Origin of the sequence: Marinomonas pontica (assembly GCF_036322735.1) — a bacterium.
Taxonomy (GTDB): domain Bacteria; phylum Pseudomonadota; class Gammaproteobacteria; order Pseudomonadales; family Marinomonadaceae; genus Marinomonas; species Marinomonas pontica.
This window is the reverse complement of record NZ_AP027271.1, coordinates 716,608-737,565: the sequence shown is the minus strand read 5'-3', so window position 1 is coordinate 737,565 and position 20,958 is coordinate 716,608. Positions and strand designations below refer to the sequence as shown.

The following is a 20,958-nucleotide window of genomic DNA, read 5'->3' as shown; positions in this document are numbered from 1 at the left end:
GCTTAATAAAACGCTTTCGCCTCTTCACGCAAATGCTGAATTAAAGTTTGCATTTTTTTCGGCAAATGCCCAAAAGGGTATTGCAGGTACACAGGTAAGGTTTTCCCTTTCCATTCAGGTAAGCAGGAAACAAACACGTCTGGATGACGGTGTAGATGTTTTTTCGCAAAATAATGCGGCAATAATCCGACGCCTTTTCCACGAGCTATGGCATCCGCATGCAACGCATACTGATCCACCGTAAGACGAGATGGCGGTAACTCAAATGACACATTACCCTGTGTTTCGTGATCCAATGTAATGTTGTTTTGATCATTTTTTAAGGTATCAACCCACGCAAAATGATTCAGTTCCGCTGGATGATTTAACATACCGATACGTTCCAAGTAGGCCGTACTGGCATACAAACCTTGACTTAATTCGCCAATTTTTTCGGATCGCAACTGGTCGTTAGTTGGTTCCCCCACCCACACACAAATATCGTTGCTTTTTATCTCTTGAAAAAGCTGATTGCCTGTCCGAATTTCAATATTGACCTGAGGAAACTCATCCAGAAAATCAAACATCAACCCTGTAAACCAGCCTCTCACCAGAGTTGTGTGAACATACGCCACAATGGATCCACTGACCTCTTCTTTTAATTCTTCAACCGCCTTATGACCTTCGTCTGCGACATTCAGCATTTTCTTAGCAAAGGGCAAAAATTTGATGCCAGCTTCATTGGCAATTAAACGATTGGCTTGTCGACGAAGTAAAGGCTGCTTTAAAGCGTCTTCTAAATGGCTAATACGGCGGCTCAAAGTAGATTTTGATACCCCTAATTGTTGAGCGCTTTCTTTTAAATTGCCTGTCTCCATAACAGACACAAACGTTCTTACTTCATTTAGATCGTACATTCATTTTCCTCAGATCCAACTTTTAAGATATTCCAGAACGCCAATACGAAGTGCTGATCTCTCCTGCTAGCAGCAAGAAACAGCTTTGGTCCTTAACCTTGCTGATGTTGCGCAAAGAGGAACAAAACGTACCACCACAAATCGATCACATTACTAGATAATACAAATGATAAGCATTCTTAATATCTTTTAAGATTCAATTATACAAAATTAGTTCCCTTTCAACTATGGAGAAAATGTTCATAATGACCCCTTCACACCGTCACTATAAACTTACCGTTCTTGCTACCATCATTAGTGCTACAACGCATTCCGCAACGCTACTAGCCGAAGAAAATAGTGTCGACCTAGATAAATTGGTTGTAACGGCTGCAGGCTATGAGCAAGAAGTCGCAAGCGCTCCAGCATCAGTGAGTGTCATTAGTCGAGAAGAAATTGAATCGCAATCTTACACAGATCTTACTGATGCATTACGAAACGTTCCTGGGGTTGTTGTTACTGGTGGCGGAGCAGGTGATGGTGGTGTGGATATCAGCTTACGTGGAATGCCTGCAAATTATACTTTGCTACTCGTTGATGGTAAACGCATATCCAGCCGTGAGAGTCGCCCTAATGGAAATGCTGGTTATGAAACAGATTGGCTACCCCCTCTAGATGCTATAGAGCAAATCGAAGTTGTAAGAGGCCCCATGTCGACACTGTATGGTTCCGACGCGATTGGCGGTGTTATTAACATCATTACACGAAAAGTAAGATCGGAATGGTCCGGTAGTATTCAACAAGACGTGACCTTTCAAGAAAACGACGATTCGGGAGATTACAAACAAACCAGTTTCAACATAGCAGGCCCTCTGATTGAAAACTATTTAGGTATACAAATATATGGTCGCAACTATAGCCGTGATGAAGACAATATTTTAAACGGCTATGAAGATAAAGATTTGAACAGCCTATCCACAAAATTAACCTTTACACCCAACAGCAATCACGATTTTACATTAGAAGCAGGTCAAACAAATCAACGACGTATTTCCTTAATGGGAAAAACGGCGGCAACTGAAGGTTGTCGTGGTGGTTGTACTGACTCAAATACAAAAACAGTTGAAGACCATTTCGCTATATCTCATACAGGGCGTTGGGATATAGGTACAACAGAAACCTTTATTCAACGTGAAAAAACAGATAACCAAGGACGCGATATCAGTATTACTAATACCTCGGCAAAAACCAGTTTTGTGATGCCATTCGATTCGCAAACATTCACAGTTGGCGCCAACTTTGAACATGCTGAATTGAACGACCAAGACTCCAATACTATCTCTGATCGCACACAAATCAAATCAACTCAAACGGCTATTTTTGTAGAAGATGAATGGTACGCAACGGATGAATTAAGCATCACAGGTGGCGCTCGTTTAGATCATGATGAAAACTTTGGTGACCACATTAGCCCTCGCTTATATGGTGTATGGCAAATGTCATCTGACTGGATATTAAAAGGTGGGGTATCTGGGGGATTTCGCTCTCCAACTTTAAGGGAAATCACCTCTGACTGGGGACAGACTAGCCGTGGTGGCAACATATATGGCAACCCAGACTTAAAACCTGAAACGTCCATTAGCAAAGAAATCAGTCTAAATTATAATGGCGCCAATCAACTAAACGCATCTTTTACTATTTTCCATAATGACTTCAAAGACAAAATTACACGAGTAACATGCCCTACAACTATTTGTACCGATGGTGCTAACACCAATGGGGCCGATCCAACATATCGGATAAACGTTGATGAAGCCGTAACGCAAGGAATTGAAGCAAGTATTACTAAAGGCCTAACTGCAAGCTTGGATATTAATGCTAGCTATACTTTCACCCATTCAGAACAAAAAACAGGTGAGTATAAAGGAGAACCTCTTACTCAACTCCCAAAACATCTATTTAGCGCAGGATTAAATTGGCAGAATACAAAAAAGCTTAATTCATGGGGACGATTAACCTACCGTGGGGAAGAAAGTCAGCCAAATACCGGCCCTTCATCCAGCGCCATTGTTGCACCATCTAGCACCATTCTTGACGCAGGCATAGTTTATAAATTAACACAAGAATTCACGCTTAAAGCAGGGATCTACAACCTACTTGACGAAGAAATTCTTTATGATGAATATGGATATGTTGCAGATGGCCGTCGATATAGCGCCGCTGTAAACTACGTATTCTAAGGTTTTTTTAAACCTACATTTGCAATAAGGCAAACACAAAAAAACCACGCCCTCCAAAAGCGTGGTTTTTTTGCCATCAACAAAAATTAGTTTTGGTTGATGAAGTAATTAATCACGTAAGCTGGCAATTCTGCCGCTGGCACAACAATTTGCTCCATTGTGTCACGATCACGAACCGTTACTGGCGCGCCTTCTTGTTCAATAGAGTCAAAATCGACAGTGACACAGATTGGCGTACCCACTTCGTCGTGACGACGGTAGCCTTTACCTACGTTACCCGTGTTTTCATAAAGAATACGGCCAAGACCAAGCTTCTGCAGCTTGTTCTTCAATTCTTTAGCAAGCGCAACGATTTCTGGCTTATTCTTCTTAAGCGGCATAATAGCGACTTTGATCGGTGCTAGATGCGGTTTGAACTTAAGAACCGTACGAGTCGTACCGTTTGGTAGCTCTTCTTCTGTATAAGCTTCTGTCATCACAGCCAATAGACCACGATCTAAGCCCGCAGAAGGTTCAATACAGAAAGGCACTTCCCACTTATTTTCTTCCAGATCACGAATTGCCAGTTTAGCCGTTGAATGTTCGTTCTTCTTCACTTTTGCAGAAAGACCGAATTCTTCTTGAGCTTTAGTATGAGAACCTAGATCGTAATCGGTACGGTTCGCCACGCCTTCTAATTCTTCAAAACCATGTGGAAACTTGTACAAGATATCCACAGTCGATTTAGAATAATGTGCCAAGTCATCACCAGTCACGTATTCAAACTGGATATTCTCTTCCGCTAGACCTTGATCCAACCACCACTGTTTACGAGTGTTGACCCAGAAGTCATGCCATTTTTCATCTTCGCCTGGCTTACAGAAGAATTCCAATTCCATTTGTTCGAACTCGCGAACACGGAAGATGAAGTTACGTGGCGTAATTTCATTTCGGAAAGATTTACCAATCTGTGCAATACCAAATGGCAAGGTACGAGAAGTAGAATCGACCACGTTTTTGAAGTTGGTGAAGATACCTTGTGCAGTTTCTGGTCGAAGGTAAGTGTAAGACTCTTCGTTCACCATTGGCCCAACGTTCGTTTTAAACATCAGGTTAAAATCACGTGGCGCAGTAACATTCGTTGAACCACAGTTATCACACACTTTAATGTCTTTCATGTGGTCGGCGCGCATACGAGACTTACATTCGTGGCAATCGACCATTGGATCGGTGAACGTGTCTTCGTGACCTGAGTATTTGTAAACGTGTTTGTTTTGAATGATGGCAGCGTCTAAGCCTTCAACATCATCACGCTCGTAAACCATTGAGCGCCACCAAGCGGCTTTTAGGTTGTTTTTCAATTCAATACCTAGCGGACCGTAATCGTAAGCACCTTGCATACCACCGTAGATTTCACTGCCTTGGAAAATAAATCCGCGACGTTTACATAGGGAGACGAGTTCATCCATTGTTTTAGCTGGCATTTCTAAACACACCTTAAGCAAAATTCGTTAATAAAGACGTAAAGACCGTTGCGGCATCACGTTCAATTCAAATATAGCCGACCATTGTACTCTTTGACCGTATCTCGCTCAATGGCGATTCATCATGAGTAAAGACAAAAAACTTTACACTTTTATGCACAAAAATAGGACAAAACAAGGTCATTAAGTACTGTTTTACGGCCCAAATTATTAGATAATTCGCATTGTTTTCATATTTGTATTTTTAACCGTACTTTTTATAGGTAACAACATGCGTTCTTATAAGCCCGTAGTCATAACACTTGCTACGTTGAGCATTCTTCCTTTTCTTTTGGCAACCTATTTAAACCTTGCCAACGACACCTTATTTGGCAAAACTGGGGTGACATTTTTTGCGACCTATGGCGCCATTATTTTAAGCTTCATTAGTGGTGTATTGTGGGGGCGAGTCATTGAGCAACCTGAACATAACACAGGCAAAACGTTGCTAATCTCAAGCAATATTATTTTGTTGTCTGCTTGGTGCTCGTTATTGATGAATACACCCGAACTTTCCGTGGTGCTGCTGTTACTTGGATTCATTAGTCTTTACTGGATTGAAGCCCGCTGGTTAAAGCCAACCAAAACAATCAAACCGTATTTGTCGATGAATTTCGGACTGACTTCCATTGTGTGCGTCATGCACTTACTGGTTTTGTACCCTCACTATTAAAAGATCGAGCCAAACTGATCTAATCTTTTCTTAGCCTCGTATCAATACTCATCAATCAGATTAAGAGTAATGATGCATGCTGACGATCTTCTACGATGGCCACTGCCCGCTTTGTGCCGCTGAAATGCAAACACTTCGGTCATTAGACCATCACCATCAGCTCCAATTAGAAGACATTCACGCTGACGGTTTCACGAATAAATTTCCACATATCGACCCAATCGAAGCGGATAAGCTTCTTCATGGCCAACTGTCGAGTGGAAAAATACTCAAAGGATTAGACGTCACCTGTCTTGCGTGGAAACTCGTGGGCAAACACAAATGGATGCAGGCACTCCGATGGCCAGTCATTCGGTTTTTTGCCGATATGGGCTACAAGGTTTTTGCTCGTTACCGTCATCCAATATCTGCTTTTGTGACTGGCAAACCACGCTGCGCATCATGCCTTAAAGATCGCTGTGACCTTTAGCGGATTTCGCCACTTTCGTTTTTTTGGAGTTTTAACATGCCCACTTTCTACGCTCTCGTAATAGGCGCGAGCAGCACGATAGCTCAAGCCGCAATTCAACAATTTGAAGGCGATCAAGACTGCCTTGGAATATTGGCAGTCAGCCGGTCTTTACCAAACAATCCAGTTGATGAAAAAACTCAATGGCTAGAGTCTGATTATACGGAAGCCAGTATTCAGCAAGTCTGTAGAAAACTGACGCCTTATTCTGGAAAGATAAATAAAGTCTTAATCTGCAATGGTGTTTTGCATGACGAGAGTATGATGCCAGAAAGAAAGCTAGAAGAAATCAGAGCTTCTCAGCTAGAAACAATATTTCATACCAATACCATCATTCCCATGCTGTGGCTCAGCCAGTTATTACCCGTTTTACAAGGCGAGCAAGCTACACAAGTTGCATTATTTAGTGCTCGAATTGGTAGTATTTCAGATAATAAAACTGGCGGCTGGTACAGTTACCGAGCCTCAAAAGCCGCTCTCAATATGCTGATTCAAACCAGCGCAGTGGAATACGCCAGAAGAGCAAAAAACGTCAAGCTTATTGCTTTTCATCCCGGCACTACAGACACGCCACTTTCGAAACCATTTCAACGTTCGGTGCCAAAGGACAAACTTTTCACTGCAGACTTTGTTGCCACACAGCTTTTATCCATAATGGAAAATATCGCCATGGACAACAAAGCGGCTTATCTTGATTGGAATAACCAACCGATTGAGTGGTGATCAGCCTCAAATCGAGCATTACCCAACAAAGTGTTGAATTAAACACCGAGAATCTCTTATCGTTATTACTACTTTAATGAGATGCACCCTATGGAAAACCTAGACTCGACCGATCGTAAAATTCTTAATTTTTTACAACACGATGGCAGCCTCAGCGCGACAGACATCGCAGATAAAATAGGCTTGTCCCAATCGCCTTGCTGGCGGCGCATTCATCGTTTGCAACAAGAAGGCTACATTCGTTCGACACAAGCAATTTTAGACAGAAACAAGCTGGGATTGGGTATCGTCGTCTTGGTGAACATCAAACTCTCTTCCCATGGCAGAAAGATGTTGGATGAATTCGAGCAAGCCATTGTCGACTACCCTGAAGTGGTCGAATGCTGGACGATTTCTGGCGCGATGGATTACAGCTTAAGAGTGGTGTCCAACAGCATCGAAAGCTACGAACACTTCCTACGCAGCCAGTTATTGCAACTGCCACACATTCAAGAAGCACAAAGTCATTTCACCATGCGCGAAGTGAAAAACATCACCACACTGCCGCTGGACATGTAATAACGAACACGACAACAATTTACTTAAGCAGTGGATCGTCTTTTGGAAGCAGTTTTTGAATCCACAACGCAAGCTTGTGCTTCATGCTGGGTAAGTCTTCTTTGTCCGCAGGCAACGCCACCACCAACTTATCCAATACCAATAAACGATAAATGGCTTCGGTTTTTTCATTCGCCGACATGGTGGAAGAAAAACCCGCATAGCCACGTTTAAGCGCATAATTTTCGCCAACTTGAATGGCTTTTTTACTCAGTGCCGCTTCATTTTTAATTTTTTTCATCGTTTCCCTTCTCTTTGATATTGTCTAATCCACCATTCACACAAGGTTATTGTCGACAGATTAGATCATGAGGATATTGACAGCCTTTTCACGACTCTATCAGTTTTTGCCACTCAACCAAGCATTCCTCACCAATAAAAAGAAAAAACCACTTAATAAACACAATGTTAGTGACTGAACGCTCTCTCAACACGGATATGTCTACGACTAAAGAATAAGATGAAAAAACAGAAACTGTTGACAATCTATATTGATAAACACTCAAAACCCGACTATAACTCTCAATATTGTCAACAATAAAGCACCTCGTCCTTTTATGAACAACCTTATTTCGATCAAATCCGCGACCCTGTCCGAAGACATCGCACAGCAACTGACTAATGCCATTGTGCAGGGAGATATTCCCCAAGGCAGTAAGATATCTGAGCCAGAGCTCGCCAAACAATACGGCGTTTCTCGCGGGCCTTTAAGAGAAGCCATCGTCAAACTAGAAGGCCTTGGCCTAGTCACCCGCACCGCCAATGTGGGCGCTCGTGTTATTCAGCTCAACACGCAAGACATGCTAGACACCTTTACTATGCGCGAAGCATTAGAAGGCATGGCCGCTCGGTTAGCCGCCAGCAATATGCCATCAGATGAAATAGACAGCTTGTACGCATTGCTCGACAAGCACCAAGCGCACCTAGATGCCAATCAAGACGAACATTACGTGCAACAAGGCGGCAACGACGATTTTCATTTGCGCATCATTCACGCCAGCGATAACGCCAAGCTGATTCGTTTATTGACCGAAGAACTGTATGCAGTAATTCGCATGTATCGTCGTCATACCGCAGACCAACGCAGCGACCCGCGTCAAGCGTTACGCGAGCACAAAGCCATTTTGGATGCGATAGCGAACCATGAAGGCGACCTTGCTGAACTGTTGATGCGACGCCATATCAGCCGTGCCAGAAAACTACTGGGACAAGCGATGCAACAAGCAGCAGCCAGCTCACAGCCGCCATCCATTCACCACACATCGAATAAAAATAAGAGAGGAAATCAATGAGCAAATTGTCAGCAGGCGCCCGTTTTAGACACGCCGTCGCCACCCAGTCACCACTGCAAGTGGTGGGCGCGGTAAACGCATATTGCGCCATGATGGCGGAACAAACGGGCCACCATGCCCTTTATTTGTCTGGCGGCGGCGTTGCTAACGCCTCTTATGGTTTGCCAGACTTAGGCATGACAGATTTACACGATGTGTTAGAAGACGTTAGGCGCATTACGGCCGCTTCAAACCTGCCACTCTTAGTCGACATTGACACAGGTTTTGGTGGTGCCTTTAACATCGCCAGAACCATTCAACAAATGGAAAAAGCCGGCGCGGCGGCTGTGCATATTGAAGACCAAGTCCAACAAAAGCGCTGTGGTCATCGCCCCAATAAAGCCATTGTCAGCCAAGACGAAATGGTCGACCGTGTAAAAGCCTGCGTAGATGCGCGAGTTGACGACGACTTTGTCATCATGGCGCGCACCGATGCCTTGGCAGTTGAGGGTATGGAGTCGGCTATCGAACGCGCGATTGCGTGTGTTGAAGCCGGTGCCGATATGATTTTCCCCGAAGCCATGATCACCTTGGACCAATACAAAGAATTTGTCGCTGCGGTGAAAGTGCCAGTACTGGCAAACATCACTGAGTTTGGCGCGACACCATTGTTCAGCAAAGAAGAATTGGCCAGCGCTGGTGTGGATATTGTGCTTTACCCACTCAGCGCATTTCGCGCCATGAACAAAGCCGCCTTAAACGTCTATCAGCACTTATTAAACGATGGTCACCAGCGCAAGGTAGTCGACACAATGCAAACCCGTAACGAGCTTTACGAGTTTCTCAACTACCATGAATACGAAAACACATTAGACGCGCTCTTCTCCAAAAAGTAAGAGTCCCCGTTTTTTAGAAATAACAATCTCTTCTCTAACAATAAGAAAATGGAGTAGAAAAATGGCTAAAGTACTTTCTGGCGCAGGTCTAAGAGGCCAAAGCGCAGGCGAAACCGCACTCTGTACCGTTGGCAAAGCCGCTTCCGGATTAACCTATCGTGGCTACGACATTGATGTCTTAGCGGACAAAGCGAACTTTGAAGAGGTCGCGTATCTCCTGCTATACGGCAAATTACCTAATCGCACACAACTGCACGATTACGAGCAAAGATTAATGAGTTTACGCAGCTTGCCTGACGAGCTAAAAGCGGTTTTAGAACTGATTCCCGCCAGTGCTCATCCAATGGACGTGATGCGCACAGGCTGTTCTTTTTTAGGCAACCTTGAACCTGAACTGCCGTTTGAAAAGCAACCCTCGATGGCTTTACATAGCGCCGATCGATTGGTCGCGACGCTGCCGGCTATGGTGGTTTATTGGTATCGTTTCACCCACGATGGCGTACGCGTTAATACACACAATGCCAACGTACCTTCATTGGCGGGTCATTTCCTCACCATGCTGCATGACAAAGAACCAAGCGCCCTTCATACCCAAGTGATGAACGCGTCTTTGATCTTATACGCTGAACACGAGTTCAACGCCTCTACTTTTACCGCTCGTGTCTGCGCTTCCACCCTGTCTGACATGTTCTCCTGCGTCACTGGTGGCATTGGCAGTTTACGTGGCCCACTTCATGGTGGCGCCAATGAAGCCGCAATGGACATGATAGAACCGTGGAAAACCCCAGACGAAGCCGAAGCGGCCTTGATGCAAAAACTCGCCAATAAAGAAAAAGTCATGGGCTTTGGTCACGCTATTTACAGTGAGCGAGACCCACGCAACGACATCATTAAAAAGTGGGCCAAAAAGCTCAGCGAAGACGTCGGCGACGATCACTTGTACGCCGTGTCAGAGCGCTGCGAAGCTGTCATGTGGCGCGAGAAAAAACTCTTCTGCAACGCCGACTTTTTCCACGCCAGCGCATATCGCTTTATGGGTATTCCCACCAAGTTATTTACGCCGATTTTCGTTTGCTCCCGTGTTACTGGCTGGGCCGCTCATGTCATGGAGCAAAGAGCGAACAATCGCATTATTAGACCAAGCGCCGATTATATTGGGCCGGAGCATTCTGAGTGGATCGACATCGACGACCGCCATTAATCCAACATAAGCATAAAAATTTAACGATTAAGGATCACAAATGAGCAATAACGTAGACCTAAACAACCGCCCAGATTACGACCAAGTCATCCAAGATATCGCGGATTATGTACTGAATTTTAAAGTCGAAAGCCAAGAAGCGCTCGACACAGCACGCAATTGTTTAATGGATACCCTCGGCTGTGGTTTGCTTGCCCTACGCTTTCCAGAATGTACTAAACACCTTGGCCCCATTGTACAAGGCACAGTGGTGCCAAATGGTGCTCGCGTTCCGGGTACGTCTTTGTCCCTCGACCCCGTGAAAGCCGCGTGGGACATTGGCTGTATCATTCGCTGGTTGGATTACAACGACACCTGGTTGGCGGCAGAATGGGGACATCCATCTGATAACTTAGGCGGTATTCTGGCCGTCGCCGATCACCTTTCACAAGTTCGACTATCCCATGGCGAAAGCCCAATGACCATGCGTGAAGTGTTAGAAGCCATGGTGATGGCACACGAAATTCAAGGCGTTATCGCCCTAGAAAACTCGTTCAATCGCGTGGGTTTGTGTCACGTTTTATTAGTTCGTGTGGCCTCAGTTGCTGTGGTGACCAAGATGATGGGCGGTGACAGAGAGCAAATAATGGCGGCGATTTCGCAAGCGTGGGTCGATGGTTCAGCCCTGCGGACTTATCGCCATGCGCCAAATGCTGGCTCGCGTAAATCTTGGGCGGCGGGCGATGCAACGTCTCGTGCGGTGCGTTTGGCCGATATGTCAATGCGAGGAGAAATGGGCATTCCCGGTGTGTTAACAGCCGATCAGTGGGGCTTTTATGATGTATCTTTCTCAAAAACAAATAAAGACCAAGCCATCAAACCTGATGACAAACGTGAGTTTTCTTTCTCGCAGGCTTACGGCACCTACGTGATGGAAAACGTCTTGTTCAAGATCTCTTTCCCAGCCGAGTTCCACGCTCAAACCGCCGCCGAAGCGGCCGTTACCTTGCACCCTCAAGTAAAAGATCGCTTAGCAGAGATCGACAAGATAGTGATTCGTACTCATGAATCCGCGATTCGTATTATTTCCAAATCTGGCCCATTGGCAAATGCCGCCGACCGCGACCATTGCTTGCAATACATGGCCGCCGTGCCGTTGGCCTTTGGTAACTTAATCGCTGAGCATTATGAAGACGACTTTCATGCCGCCAACCCCATCATCGATGAACTGCGTGACAAAATGGAAATTGTCGAAGACAAACGCTTCACCGCGGAATATTTAGAAGCCGACAAGCGCTCTATCGCCAACGCAATTCAAGTGTTCTTTAAAGATGGCAGCAGTACCGAAGAGGTCGTGGTGGAGTACCCTGTCGGACACCGTCGTCGTCGCGAGGAAGGCATTCCTTTGTTAGAGCAGAAGTTTAAAAACAACTTGGCAACGCGTTTTCCACATGGTCAATGCCAAACTATTTTTACACTTTGTAAAGACCAGACTGAATTAGAAGCCACTCCTGTGAATCGCTTCATGGACTTGTTTGTTATCGGGTAAAACAAATCGAAAACCCTATAATGCCCCCATAAAACTGGGGGCATTGTTACCTCTAAACCGCCCTGCCTTTTATTCCCCGTCGTTAAAAACAATTCTTAATTATTAAGCAAATTGATTCATTGTATTGTCAATCTGTATACTTGGGTGTATGTTCACCTTAAATAAGAATGATTCTTATAAACACCCCCCAGTAACAGTAACTAATTACCCATAAGGAAATAAACCTCATGTTGTCTTTCGTTAAGAAAGCCTCGTTGCCTAAACAACTTGGTCTCGGCACGTTCATTGCTATTCTTGTTATATTCACCGTGGTTGTCTTGATCATTGATCGACTGTTTAGTTACGAAATCAACAATATAGTAACAAGTCACCAAGAAAAAGAAGTCGCACTGATTGCACAGCAACTTGAAACAAAGTACCAGCTACTAACCAAAACGGCCGATCGATTCAGCGATATGCTGGCCACACAGCTCAATACACTGTCGGTGGATACGAGCCAAACTCGTCCGACACTCACCTTGAAAGGTGTTTCACTTAACAGCGATGCCACCCTATTAAACGAATTCGCACGCTCAGCACAATTAGAAGCCAGCATTTTAACCAAGACCGCAAGTGGCTTGGTGCGAATCAGCACCACGTTAAAAAATCAAAATGGCCAAACGGCAACAGATAGCATAGTAACCGTTCCTAGCGCCATCAAGGCATTGCAAGCACATACAGCGCAAACGGCTCAGACCACGCTTTGGAATAAAAAGTACATCAGCCATTATGCCAGCCTAAGCAACCAACCCAATGTGGTCATTGAGCTGCTTATTCCCTATTCCGCTATTTTAGAATCGTCAGCTCAGTCGATTAACAGCATGCAATTTGGTAAAACAGGTTATGCCTACGTCACCGACACAGGGGCAAACGAGGGCACGATTCTTATTCACCCAAGCTTGGCCGGAAAAAGCCTGTATTCTGAATTTCCTGATTTAAAAAACATCTTCCAACAGATGTACCAAGCAGACAGTGGAATTGTGACCTATGCGGTAGAAATCCCTGGTAAAGGGAAAGAAGCTCGCTCTTCTAAAGCGCTCTATCAGCATGTAAAAGGCTGGGATTGGGTAGTGACATTAAAATCCTATAACGATGAATACCAAGAAGAGATCAATAATATTGTCTGGGCTATTGTCATCGTCTGCGTGCTTGCAGCGTTACTGCTCAGCGCTATTCTATGGTTCTTTATTCGGTCGTCTTTGGCGCCATTGAAAGAGATATCATCTGGACTTCATCAATTAGGTGAAGGCAATTTGGCGTTTCGCTTTAAAACCAAAAAAGACGCTGACAGCAACAACGAGATGGATTTATTACAAAACGATGCCATCCAGATGCGTGACAGTTTAATCGCGTTGGTTAATAACATTCTGACCACAAGCAAAGCGTTGTTACAGTCTACAGACGGCATTTCTTCGGCTAACAATACGCTGCGTAACAGCGCTAATAACAGTCAAGATTCAAGCGCACAAGTGGGTGCCGCGATTTCACAAATCGCCATGTCGATTCAAGAAGTCGCTCAGAGCTCTAATCAGGTATCGGAAGAATCGGTGGAAGTGCGCCAATTAACCCAAGAAGGTAACAGTGCGGTTGAACAAGTGGAGCACACTGTCAGTGACTTGTTGCATGCCTTTAGCAAAGCGTCAGACACCATTCAAGAAGTTGAAAGCAGCTCTAAAAACATTGGTGAAGTGGTTACCGTCATTAGTAACATCGCCGAGCAGACCAATTTGCTTGCCCTTAACGCAGCCATTGAGGCCGCACGCGCAGGCGAGCAAGGTCGAGGCTTTGCCGTGGTAGCCGACGAAGTTCGAGTGCTGGCACAACGTACACAGCAATCGACAGAAGAAATCCGAAACGTCGTTGAACGCCTGCAAAATAACAGCCGTTCTGCCGTAAATGAGATGGAGCAAGGTCGCAATCAAGTTGACGCCAGCGTTCAACAAGCCAATCATGCCAACAGCCTTTTGACAAAGATTTATCAATCCATGCAAAACGTTGAAATTGGCATCAATAATGTCGCCGCCGCAACCGAAGAGCAAAGCGTCGCCTCGACTCAAATTCGTCAAAACTCAGAAGATCTTCAAAAGTCGGCATTAGACACATTGGCACAGGCCAATACATCGCAAGAGCACAGCCAACATATCAGTGAGCTTGCTTCTAAGCTGCAGAAGGACTTGGCTATTTTTACATTGAAAAAATAGTCTAACCGCAAGGAACTTTATGACTCAGTCTGACAGACACCGCCATTGTTTGCTTTTAAAAGGCTCGCCAAATGAGGTGCTGTCAGACTTCCGTCAGCTCTGCGAACATTTTTCCTCTGTATTGATTTCGGCTCATGATGTGGGCCAATACGATGAGTTACTTGCTTCACCTTCCTCACTTCCCCCCCTTAAAACGTGTTCTTTTAAACACGCTCGACAGGAGCTTGGCAGCAGCCACGATGCCATTTTAGTGGATTTATCCCAGGGTGTTTCAGCCAGTGCATTTGCCATATTGGCAGGTACCGTTCGAGGTAATGGAGTATTTGCGATTGCACTGCCCAATGAAGATTGGCTCTCAATGACCGATCAGGACTTAGCGAGATATTTGCCTTGGCCTTACGAACCTGCACAAGTCACTTCAGCGTTTAAGCGCTATCTGCTAGATCAACTTCAAAGCGAGGCATCGCCTTTTCGCTCTGTACCCGATCAGGTTACCGCGCTACCAGCATTGTCTCCAGTAAACGCCAATGCGCCACTGACCAAAGAGCAAACTGACGCCCAAGCCGATTTGTTTGCAGAACAAGCCAAATCCTATGTGCTTATCGCTCCACGTGGACGCGGTAAATCCACCTTGCTTGGCGATTCAATCGCAAAGCTGATTCAAGCAGGAAAGCGCGTTGCTGTTTGCGCACCAAATCAAGAAGCGATTGTTAGCCTAAAAGCACGCTTTGATCAGCAGATGAATCAAAACCACATAAGCCTGCCTTTTTTTGCGCCTGACGCATTAATAAGCGATTCCTCTTATTGGGATTTTTTGTTTGTAGACGAAGCGTCGATGATTCCATTGCCGTTGCTCATGACATTGAACAACAAAGCCGAACATGCTCTTTTTAGCACCACGGACTACGGCTACGAAGGCGCCGGGAAGGGTTTTGGCATTCGTTTTTGCCATCATTTAGCTTCGCAAAAAACACCCCATAAACACGCCTTAAAAACACTCACACTGAACCAACCGATTCGATGGGGGGGAAATGACCCACTTGAGAATTGGATCAACAACTGCTTCTTTTTGGCCCCACCAGAGAACAACGCCAACACCATCAAGGATGTCGATAAAGCGACCATCGAATATTCAAAACTGACAGGCGAGCAATGGCTCACCCGCTCGCCATTGCTCGCCGATACCTTCCAATTACTGGTAAGCGCGCATTATCAAACCTCCCCAGATAACTTGCGTTGGGTTTTGGACGACCCTTCAGTATCAACACATGTATTGCATCGCGCCGGACAAGTACAAAGTGTTGCCATAATGACAAAAGAAGGCAATTTACCAAACACACTAAGCCAAGAAGTGATGCAGGGAAAACGCCGACCAAGGGGGCACTTGGTGCCGCAGTCCTTACTGGCCCATGAAGGAATAGAAAACGCGGGACAGTTCACTTACTGGCGCATCAGTCGTATTGCCACCGACCCAAGTCTGCAAAATCAAGGCTTAGCGTCTCAATTGCTGGCGCAAATAAACAGCGCAGCACAGCAAAATTGCGACTTCTTGTGCAGTAGTTTTGCGGCGACCATCGATGTGGTGTCTTTTTGGTTAAAAAATGGCTATGTTCCCATCAGAATGGGCACCGCCAAAGATCACGCCAGCGGCGGCTATTCGCTAATGGTGGTAAAACCCATATCAGACTCAGCACGCCACTTAACCAGCAAATGGCAAGCCACCTTCATTGAGCAATTTACCCTCAATCTACTGCTGCAATATTCTGATTTACCCACGGAATTGATTCTGCTTATGTTGGGACAATGCTCGCCAGCGCAAGGTAAACTCCCCACTCTGGCGCAATTATCAGCAAAAGACTTACAGGATATTGCGTTGTTTGTAGAGCATCACCGTCCTTTTGACAGTATCCGTGCTGTTTTCCTCAAAGCAACGCTATCGCTTGCCCTACAAGGTCAATTAGACTCCCAAAAAGCCACTCATAGACTGTTATTAGAAGCCGCATTAGGCAGAAACACCGAACATTCTCGCCAAGACGCCAAGTTAGCGGGCAAAAAAGCCATGCATCAAAGTTTCAAAGCCATCTTATCGACACTCCTTATTTAAAATGGGTGAATACCCACCCATTTTTAAATTCACCATGTGTGCAATCCCCCCTATTACATACAGTTTAGTCTTTTAAAAATGCAGCCATTTATTTTCTATTTATAACAAAATCAATAGGTTAAAAAAAAATTAAAGAATTGGCACAGATTGTGTAAACAGTATGACAAGCGCCACCTGTTTTGCTCGGTCGGTTTTGGTAACAAATCCTACTAAAAGTCAGGTAAACAATAATAATTCAGTTTTTGGAGTCTTATAAAAATGAAAAAAATCAGCTTAGCTCTTACATCTCTAGCACTTACTCTTTCTGCTGGCACAGCGATTGCGAACTGTGACCCAGGTGAGCGTGTTGTTAAATTCAGCCACGTAACAGGCGGTACTACTCACCCTAAAGTGGTTGCGGCAAATAACTTTGCAGAACGTGTAAACACAGAAATGAATGGCAAATTGTGTGTTGAAGTTTTCCCTAACTCCACACTATTTGGCGATTCAAAAGAACTTGAAGCCCTACTACTAGGTGATGTTCAGCTGCTTGCTCCGTCATTGTCTAAATTCGGTTCTTACACAGACAAATACGGCGTGTTCGACCTTCCTTTCATCTTTAAAGACATGGATCACGCGATCCGTTTCACCAAAACACCTGAAGGTAAAAAACTTCTTACAGAGATGGATGAATACGCAGGTTTTGTTGGTCTAGGATACTGGATGTCTGGCATGAAATATTTCTCTGCCAACAAACCTCTTTTGGTTCCTAGTGATGCGAAAGGTTTGAAATTCCGCGTACAAACGTCCGACGTTGCTAAGCAAATGATCGCAGCGATGGGCGCATCTCCTCAAGCAATGGCATTCTCTGAAGTATACGGTGCCTTGCAAACTGGCGTTGTAGATGGTCAAGAAAATACTTGGTCAAACATCTACACGAAAAAATTCTACGAAGTACAAGACAGCACAACAGAAACGAACCACCAATTGTTGGCTTACTTGTTCATGACATCGTCTGAATTTTTGAAGAGCCTATCTCCAGAAGACCGTGCTCAGTTCACTCAAATTGCGGATGAAGTTACTCAAGCAGCTAACTTGAACGTAAAAGCAGCAGAAGCGGCTAACCGTGAAAACATCCTAAAAGCCGGCGGCAAAATCAATACGCTGTCACCAGCTCAGCGCCAAGAATGGGTGGACACTATGAAACCCGTTTGGAAGCAATTTGAAAGCTACATCGGTAAAGATTTGATTGACGCTGCTGCCGGCGCTTAATCACTCTACTACCCAGCAGTGAGCTGACCTTAGCAGGTCAGCTCTTGTGATTTCCCCCTGTGCTCACTTGATAACGGCCTGATGTTGGCCAACCTCAGACACAGATGACACCACTAAGCTGCTTTTTACTCTGTTCTGGTCCACTTAGTTAAGGAGACCCCCATGGCACTTTGGCCGCATCTTTACTTACTTATTTTCATCATTATTCTTTGGGTGCTGGAAAAACGCTTCCCAAAAGTCATGGAACGAGCGGAAGAAAACCTGTTAATCATCGTTATTTCTTCCATCATGGCGGTATCGTTTGGACAGGTTATCGCACGTTACGGCTTTAACACAGGCTGGGACGCTGCACTCGAATTTAATACCGTTGCCTTTTCATGGTTGATCCTTTTGGGCATGAGCTACGGTATCAAAACGGGCCTTCATCTTGGCGTCGATATTGTGCTTAACGCCGTTCCAAAACGCATCACAAAAGCCTTGTCTTTATTTGGTGCGGCGGCGGCCATGCTATACGGTCTGATCCTGCTCGATTCCACTTGGTTGGCGATGTTGGGTGTCGACGTTAGTGGTGGCGCAATCGAATATTGGTTAAAAATGTTCAAAATCGGCATAGGCTCTGAAGAATTGCGTTACCCAGAATTTGTTCAAGAAATGTTTGGTTTACGTCCACGCGTCCATCGTTGGATTGTGTTGGTTATTCTGCCAATCAGTTTGGCTCTACTTTCTTACCGATCTCTGCAAGCCTTTATTGATATCGCACGTGGCAAACGTGACATGTTGATCAGTGGTCATGAAGCGCAAGATCTTGTTAAAGAAAATCAAAACGTCTTGAAAGACTAGGCGTAGGAGCTTAATTATGGAATCAATCATTCTATTTTCACTGGTTATTGTCCTGCTATTTATTGGCTTGCCAGTGGGTATCTCGTTGGGCTTATCGTCCATCTTGTTTATTACTTTTTTCTCACATGACTCTTTGTCATCGGTTGCTATTTCTCTGTTTGGGGCGGGTCAGCACTATACGTTGTTGGCTATCCCGTTTTTCATTATCGCTTCATCTTATATGTCGACAGGCGGCGTAGCGAAACGTTTGATTAATTTCGCGATTGCCAGTGTTGGTCATTTCCGTGGTGGCTTAGCGATGGCGTCTGTGTTGGCGTGTATGATGTTTGCGGCCTTGTCTGGATCGTCTCCAGCAACAGTGGTTGCCATCGGCACTATCGCCATTGCGGGTATGACTCAAGTAGGTTATTCAAAAGAATTCGCCGCAGGCATCATTGCTAACGCGGGTACATTGGGTATTTTGATCCCACCATCCATCGTAATGGTAGTGTATGCGGCGTCCGTAGACGTGTCTGTTGGTCGTATGTTCTTGGCTGGGGTTATTCCTGGCTTGATGGCTGGCGGTATGTTGATGTTGGCCATCTATGTGGTAGCGCGTATCAAAAAGCTACCAGCGGAAGAATGGAAAGGCTTTGGCAATCTAATTCGTGGTGGTAAAGAAGCGGGCTGGGGCTTGTTCCTAGTTGTGATCATCATGGGTGGTATTTACGGTGGTGTGTTCACGCCAACAGAAGCGGCGGTGGTTGCGGCGGTTTACTCTATGTTCATCGCACTGTTTGTTTACCGTGACATGGGCCCGTTAAAAGGCCAAACATGGACAAACGACAACGACGCACCTCATGCGCGTGTTGGCTTTAACGGTACCGTTTATGGCGTGTCATTCTTCCTAGTGTGGGAAATCATGTCGTTCTTCATGTTCGCTGACAGCGAAACAGTGACAGGCGGCGATCGCGCTACTTGGGGTGCGATCATGTCCGTTGCCTTGGCGATCTTCTACGTTTACAAACGTTCTAGCAAACTAGAACAATCGATTGGCGCTTGTTTGACGGCGGGCATGCCAATTTGGGGTCGTAACTTATCTATGATGCTTCGTGGTTTCTTCCCATCTTTGTTTGGCGAAGAGTCTCGCAAAGTTATGTTGGAAGGCACAAAAACCACCATCATGCTGATGTTTATCATCGCCAACGCTTTGTTGTTTGCGCATACATTATCGGCAGAGCGCATTCCACAAATGATCACCGAGTGGATGCTTGGTGTCGGCTTTAACTGGTTTACGTTCCTAATCGCTGTCAACATCTTGCTGTTGATCGGTGGTCAGTTCATGGAACCATCTGGTCTATTGGTTATCGTTGCCCCTGTGGTGTTCCCGATCGCAATGGAGTTGGGCGTTGATCCGATTCACCTAGGTATCATCATGGTGGTAAACATGGAAATCGGTATGATCACACCACCGATTGGTTTGAACCTGTTCGTAACGTCCGGCATCACCGGTATGAGCTTGGCGCGTGTGGTAAAAGCCGCCATGCCATTCGTACTCGTATTGATGGTGTTCTTGGTGATGGTGACTTACATCCCTGCATTGTCTACCGCATTGCCTTACAGCATCATGGGACCAGAGATCGTTCAATAACGGTCTCATTTACCCAAACTGTAAGCAGAAAATTTATAGAGTTTAGCGCCCTTCGGGGCGTTTTTTTTGCGCTCGACTCTGCAGATGTCCTTCAAACTACAGCAATACAATCGCTTGCCAAATCAAGCGCAGCGCCATGATGGTCAATACAATGTTAAAGATCCGATGAAAATGACGATCTGGCATACGTTTCAGCAATCTAAGACCCACCCAAGTTCCTAGCGCACCACTCAACACCATACAAAACAATAACGGCAGCCAAGCGCCTAAAGGAAAACCTGCCGCTTCAAACACGGTTACTTTTAAAACATGTTGCAATGACATGGCCGTGGCAAACGTGGCAACGGTGCGAAATCGATCCGCATGAATCTGTTTTACAAATGCCGCGACCAAAGGCCCTGTCGCTCCAGCAAACAAGGTGATAAATGTCGTAACGGCTCCCGCTATGACGGTTCCCCATGTGCCTAAAATCATTTTGGGTAATGTTGGCCCCCAGCATAAATACAAAATAAACAAAGCAATGGTGAGATACATAATCGCCGGTGGTAAAGCCACCAAGACAAAGCTACCAATAAAGGCTCCCAGCAGTGCACCAGGCAAGAAAGCCGCAATCAGCTTCCAATCGATATGTCGCCAGCTCATCGCCGCTCTGCCTGCGTTTGAACCCAACTGAGCAACACCATGCAACGGAATAATCAACTGAGGCGGTAGCACTTGCGCCATCACACCCAATAGCATCACACCACCGCCAGCACCAAAGCTCGCGGTGAAAAAAGACGTGAGCCCTGACACAACCACCAACAAGACGACAATGTGCGGGGAAACTTGCTCAAATAGCACAGAAAAAAAGGTCATAGGCACCGATTTCGTAAGGAGGGA

Annotated in this window: 18 protein-coding genes; 14 read left to right on the top strand and 4 right to left on the bottom strand. The window is 45.4% G+C overall.

Annotation, left to right across the window (positions count from 1 at the left end; all coding sequences use genetic code 11):
* Nucleotides 1-2: 2 nt before the first annotated feature.
* Complete coding sequence (locus AABA11_RS03430) at nt 3-896, bottom strand: LysR family transcriptional regulator (RefSeq protein ID WP_265729018.1); 894 nt, start codon at nt 894-896, stop codon at nt 3-5.
* A gap of 245 nt (nt 897-1,141) precedes the next feature.
* Here AABA11_RS03430 and AABA11_RS03425 point away from each other — a divergent pair, with 245 nt between their 5' ends.
* Complete coding sequence (locus AABA11_RS03425) at nt 1,142-3,115, top strand: ligand-gated channel protein (RefSeq protein WP_338265394.1); 1,974 nt, start codon at nt 1,142-1,144, stop codon at nt 3,113-3,115.
* Between the two features lie 86 nt (nt 3,116-3,201).
* Here AABA11_RS03425 and AABA11_RS03420 read toward each other — a convergent pair whose 3' ends face one another.
* Nucleotides 3,202-4,578 carry a glycine--tRNA ligase gene (locus AABA11_RS03420; RefSeq protein WP_265729019.1) on the bottom strand — a complete coding sequence of 459 codons (1,377 nt, stop codon included), beginning with the start codon at nt 4,576-4,578 and terminating at the stop codon, nt 3,202-3,204.
* Between the two features lie 271 nt (nt 4,579-4,849).
* On the opposite strand from AABA11_RS03420, the gene AABA11_RS03415 reads away from it, so the two are divergent.
* From AABA11_RS03415 to AABA11_RS03400, 4 genes are all read left to right on the top strand, one after another.
* Nucleotides 4,850-5,290 (top strand): DUF3429 domain-containing protein, encoded by a 441-nt coding sequence (locus AABA11_RS03415; protein WP_338265391.1) that lies wholly within the window; start codon nt 4,850-4,852, stop codon nt 5,288-5,290.
* Nucleotides 5,291-5,366: 76 nt separating this feature from the next.
* Nucleotides 5,367-5,759 (top strand): thiol-disulfide oxidoreductase DCC family protein, encoded by a 393-nt coding sequence (locus AABA11_RS03410; RefSeq protein ID WP_338265389.1) that lies wholly within the window; start codon nt 5,367-5,369, stop codon nt 5,757-5,759.
* A gap of 36 nt (nt 5,760-5,795) precedes the next feature.
* Nucleotides 5,796-6,521 (top strand): SDR family NAD(P)-dependent oxidoreductase, encoded by a 726-nt coding sequence (locus AABA11_RS03405; protein WP_338265387.1) that lies wholly within the window; start codon nt 5,796-5,798, stop codon nt 6,519-6,521.
* 90 nt (nt 6,522-6,611) lie between these two features.
* Nucleotides 6,612-7,079, top strand: coding sequence for an Lrp/AsnC family transcriptional regulator (locus AABA11_RS03400; RefSeq protein ID WP_338265384.1), 468 nt, complete (start codon nt 6,612-6,614; stop codon nt 7,077-7,079).
* A 19-nt stretch (nt 7,080-7,098) separates the two neighbouring features.
* Here AABA11_RS03400 and AABA11_RS03395 read toward each other — a convergent pair whose 3' ends face one another.
* Entirely contained in the window at nt 7,099-7,359 is a 261-nt protein-coding gene (locus AABA11_RS03395; protein ID WP_168822450.1) for a DUF5062 family protein, read from the bottom strand.
* A gap of 316 nt (nt 7,360-7,675) precedes the next feature.
* Here AABA11_RS03395 and AABA11_RS03390 point away from each other — a divergent pair, with 316 nt between their 5' ends.
* The 9 genes from AABA11_RS03390 (at nt 7,676) to AABA11_RS03350 (ending at nt 20,079) form a co-directional block, all read left to right on the top strand.
* Nucleotides 7,676-8,410 carry a GntR family transcriptional regulator gene (locus AABA11_RS03390; RefSeq protein ID WP_338265377.1) on the top strand — a complete coding sequence of 245 codons (735 nt, stop codon included), beginning with the start codon at nt 7,676-7,678 and terminating at the stop codon, nt 8,408-8,410.
* Nucleotides 8,407-9,285: a methylisocitrate lyase gene (gene prpB, locus AABA11_RS03385; RefSeq protein WP_338265374.1), complete on the top strand. Its 879-nt coding sequence runs from the start codon at nt 8,407-8,409 to the stop codon at nt 9,283-9,285. Before AABA11_RS03390 ends, prpB begins: the two co-directional genes overlap by 4 nt.
* A gap of 61 nt (nt 9,286-9,346) precedes the next feature.
* Complete coding sequence (gene prpC, locus AABA11_RS03380; RefSeq protein WP_338265372.1) at nt 9,347-10,486, top strand: bifunctional 2-methylcitrate synthase/citrate synthase; 1,140 nt, start codon at nt 9,347-9,349, stop codon at nt 10,484-10,486.
* 40 nt (nt 10,487-10,526) lie between these two features.
* Nucleotides 10,527-12,014 (top strand): 2-methylcitrate dehydratase, encoded by a 1,488-nt coding sequence (gene prpD / locus AABA11_RS03375; protein WP_338265370.1) that lies wholly within the window; start codon nt 10,527-10,529, stop codon nt 12,012-12,014.
* A 227-nt stretch (nt 12,015-12,241) separates the two neighbouring features.
* A complete protein-coding gene (locus AABA11_RS03370; RefSeq protein ID WP_338265368.1) occupies nt 12,242-14,254 on the top strand; it encodes a methyl-accepting chemotaxis protein in 2,013 nt (670 codons plus the stop codon).
* A 19-nt stretch (nt 14,255-14,273) separates the two neighbouring features.
* A complete protein-coding gene (locus AABA11_RS03365; protein ID WP_338265366.1) occupies nt 14,274-16,358 on the top strand; it encodes a tRNA(Met) cytidine acetyltransferase TmcA in 2,085 nt (694 codons plus the stop codon).
* A 258-nt stretch (nt 16,359-16,616) separates the two neighbouring features.
* Complete coding sequence (locus AABA11_RS03360; protein WP_265729032.1) at nt 16,617-17,609, top strand: TRAP transporter substrate-binding protein; 993 nt, start codon at nt 16,617-16,619, stop codon at nt 17,607-17,609.
* Nucleotides 17,610-17,771: 162 nt separating this feature from the next.
* A complete protein-coding gene (locus AABA11_RS03355) occupies nt 17,772-18,449 on the top strand; it encodes a TRAP transporter small permease (protein ID WP_265729033.1) in 678 nt (225 codons plus the stop codon).
* Between the two features lie 16 nt (nt 18,450-18,465).
* The gene (locus AABA11_RS03350; RefSeq protein WP_265729034.1) at nt 18,466-20,079 is read left to right on the top strand and encodes a TRAP transporter large permease; all 1,614 of its coding nucleotides are present in this window, start codon (nt 18,466-18,468) and stop codon (nt 20,077-20,079) included.
* A 96-nt stretch (nt 20,080-20,175) separates the two neighbouring features.
* Here the strand turns inward: AABA11_RS03350 and AABA11_RS03345 are convergent, their stop codons facing one another.
* On the bottom strand, nt 20,176-20,934 hold the full coding sequence (locus AABA11_RS03345) for a sulfite exporter TauE/SafE family protein (protein WP_338265362.1): 759 nt from the start codon (nt 20,932-20,934) through the stop codon (nt 20,176-20,178).
* Between the last annotated feature and the right edge of the window lie 24 nt (nt 20,935-20,958).

Coding starts and splice junctions, on each gene's coding strand:
- AABA11_RS03430 (WP_265729018.1), bottom strand. CDS start 896: ATGTACGATCTAAATGAAGTAAGAACGTTTGTGTCTGTTATGGAGACA.
- AABA11_RS03425 (WP_338265394.1), top strand. CDS start 1,142: ATGACCCCTTCACACCGTCACTATAAACTTACCGTTCTTGCTACCATC.
- AABA11_RS03420 (WP_265729019.1), bottom strand. CDS start 4,578: ATGCCAGCTAAAACAATGGATGAACTCGTCTCCCTATGTAAACGTCGC.
- AABA11_RS03415 (WP_338265391.1), top strand. CDS start 4,850: ATGCGTTCTTATAAGCCCGTAGTCATAACACTTGCTACGTTGAGCATT.
- AABA11_RS03410 (WP_338265389.1), top strand. CDS start 5,367: ATGCTGACGATCTTCTACGATGGCCACTGCCCGCTTTGTGCCGCTGAA.
- AABA11_RS03405 (WP_338265387.1), top strand. CDS start 5,796: ATGCCCACTTTCTACGCTCTCGTAATAGGCGCGAGCAGCACGATAGCT.
- AABA11_RS03400 (WP_338265384.1), top strand. CDS start 6,612: ATGGAAAACCTAGACTCGACCGATCGTAAAATTCTTAATTTTTTACAA.
- AABA11_RS03395 (WP_168822450.1), bottom strand. CDS start 7,359: ATGAAAAAAATTAAAAATGAAGCGGCACTGAGTAAAAAAGCCATTCAA.
- AABA11_RS03390 (WP_338265377.1), top strand. CDS start 7,676: ATGAACAACCTTATTTCGATCAAATCCGCGACCCTGTCCGAAGACATC.
- prpB (WP_338265374.1), top strand. CDS start 8,407: ATGAGCAAATTGTCAGCAGGCGCCCGTTTTAGACACGCCGTCGCCACC.
- prpC (WP_338265372.1), top strand. CDS start 9,347: ATGGCTAAAGTACTTTCTGGCGCAGGTCTAAGAGGCCAAAGCGCAGGC.
- prpD (WP_338265370.1), top strand. CDS start 10,527: ATGAGCAATAACGTAGACCTAAACAACCGCCCAGATTACGACCAAGTC.
- AABA11_RS03370 (WP_338265368.1), top strand. CDS start 12,242: ATGTTGTCTTTCGTTAAGAAAGCCTCGTTGCCTAAACAACTTGGTCTC.
- AABA11_RS03365 (WP_338265366.1), top strand. CDS start 14,274: ATGACTCAGTCTGACAGACACCGCCATTGTTTGCTTTTAAAAGGCTCG.
- AABA11_RS03360 (WP_265729032.1), top strand. CDS start 16,617: ATGAAAAAAATCAGCTTAGCTCTTACATCTCTAGCACTTACTCTTTCT.
- AABA11_RS03355 (WP_265729033.1), top strand. CDS start 17,772: ATGGCACTTTGGCCGCATCTTTACTTACTTATTTTCATCATTATTCTT.
- AABA11_RS03350 (WP_265729034.1), top strand. CDS start 18,466: ATGGAATCAATCATTCTATTTTCACTGGTTATTGTCCTGCTATTTATT.
- AABA11_RS03345 (WP_338265362.1), bottom strand. CDS start 20,934: ATGACCTTTTTTTCTGTGCTATTTGAGCAAGTTTCCCCGCACATTGTC.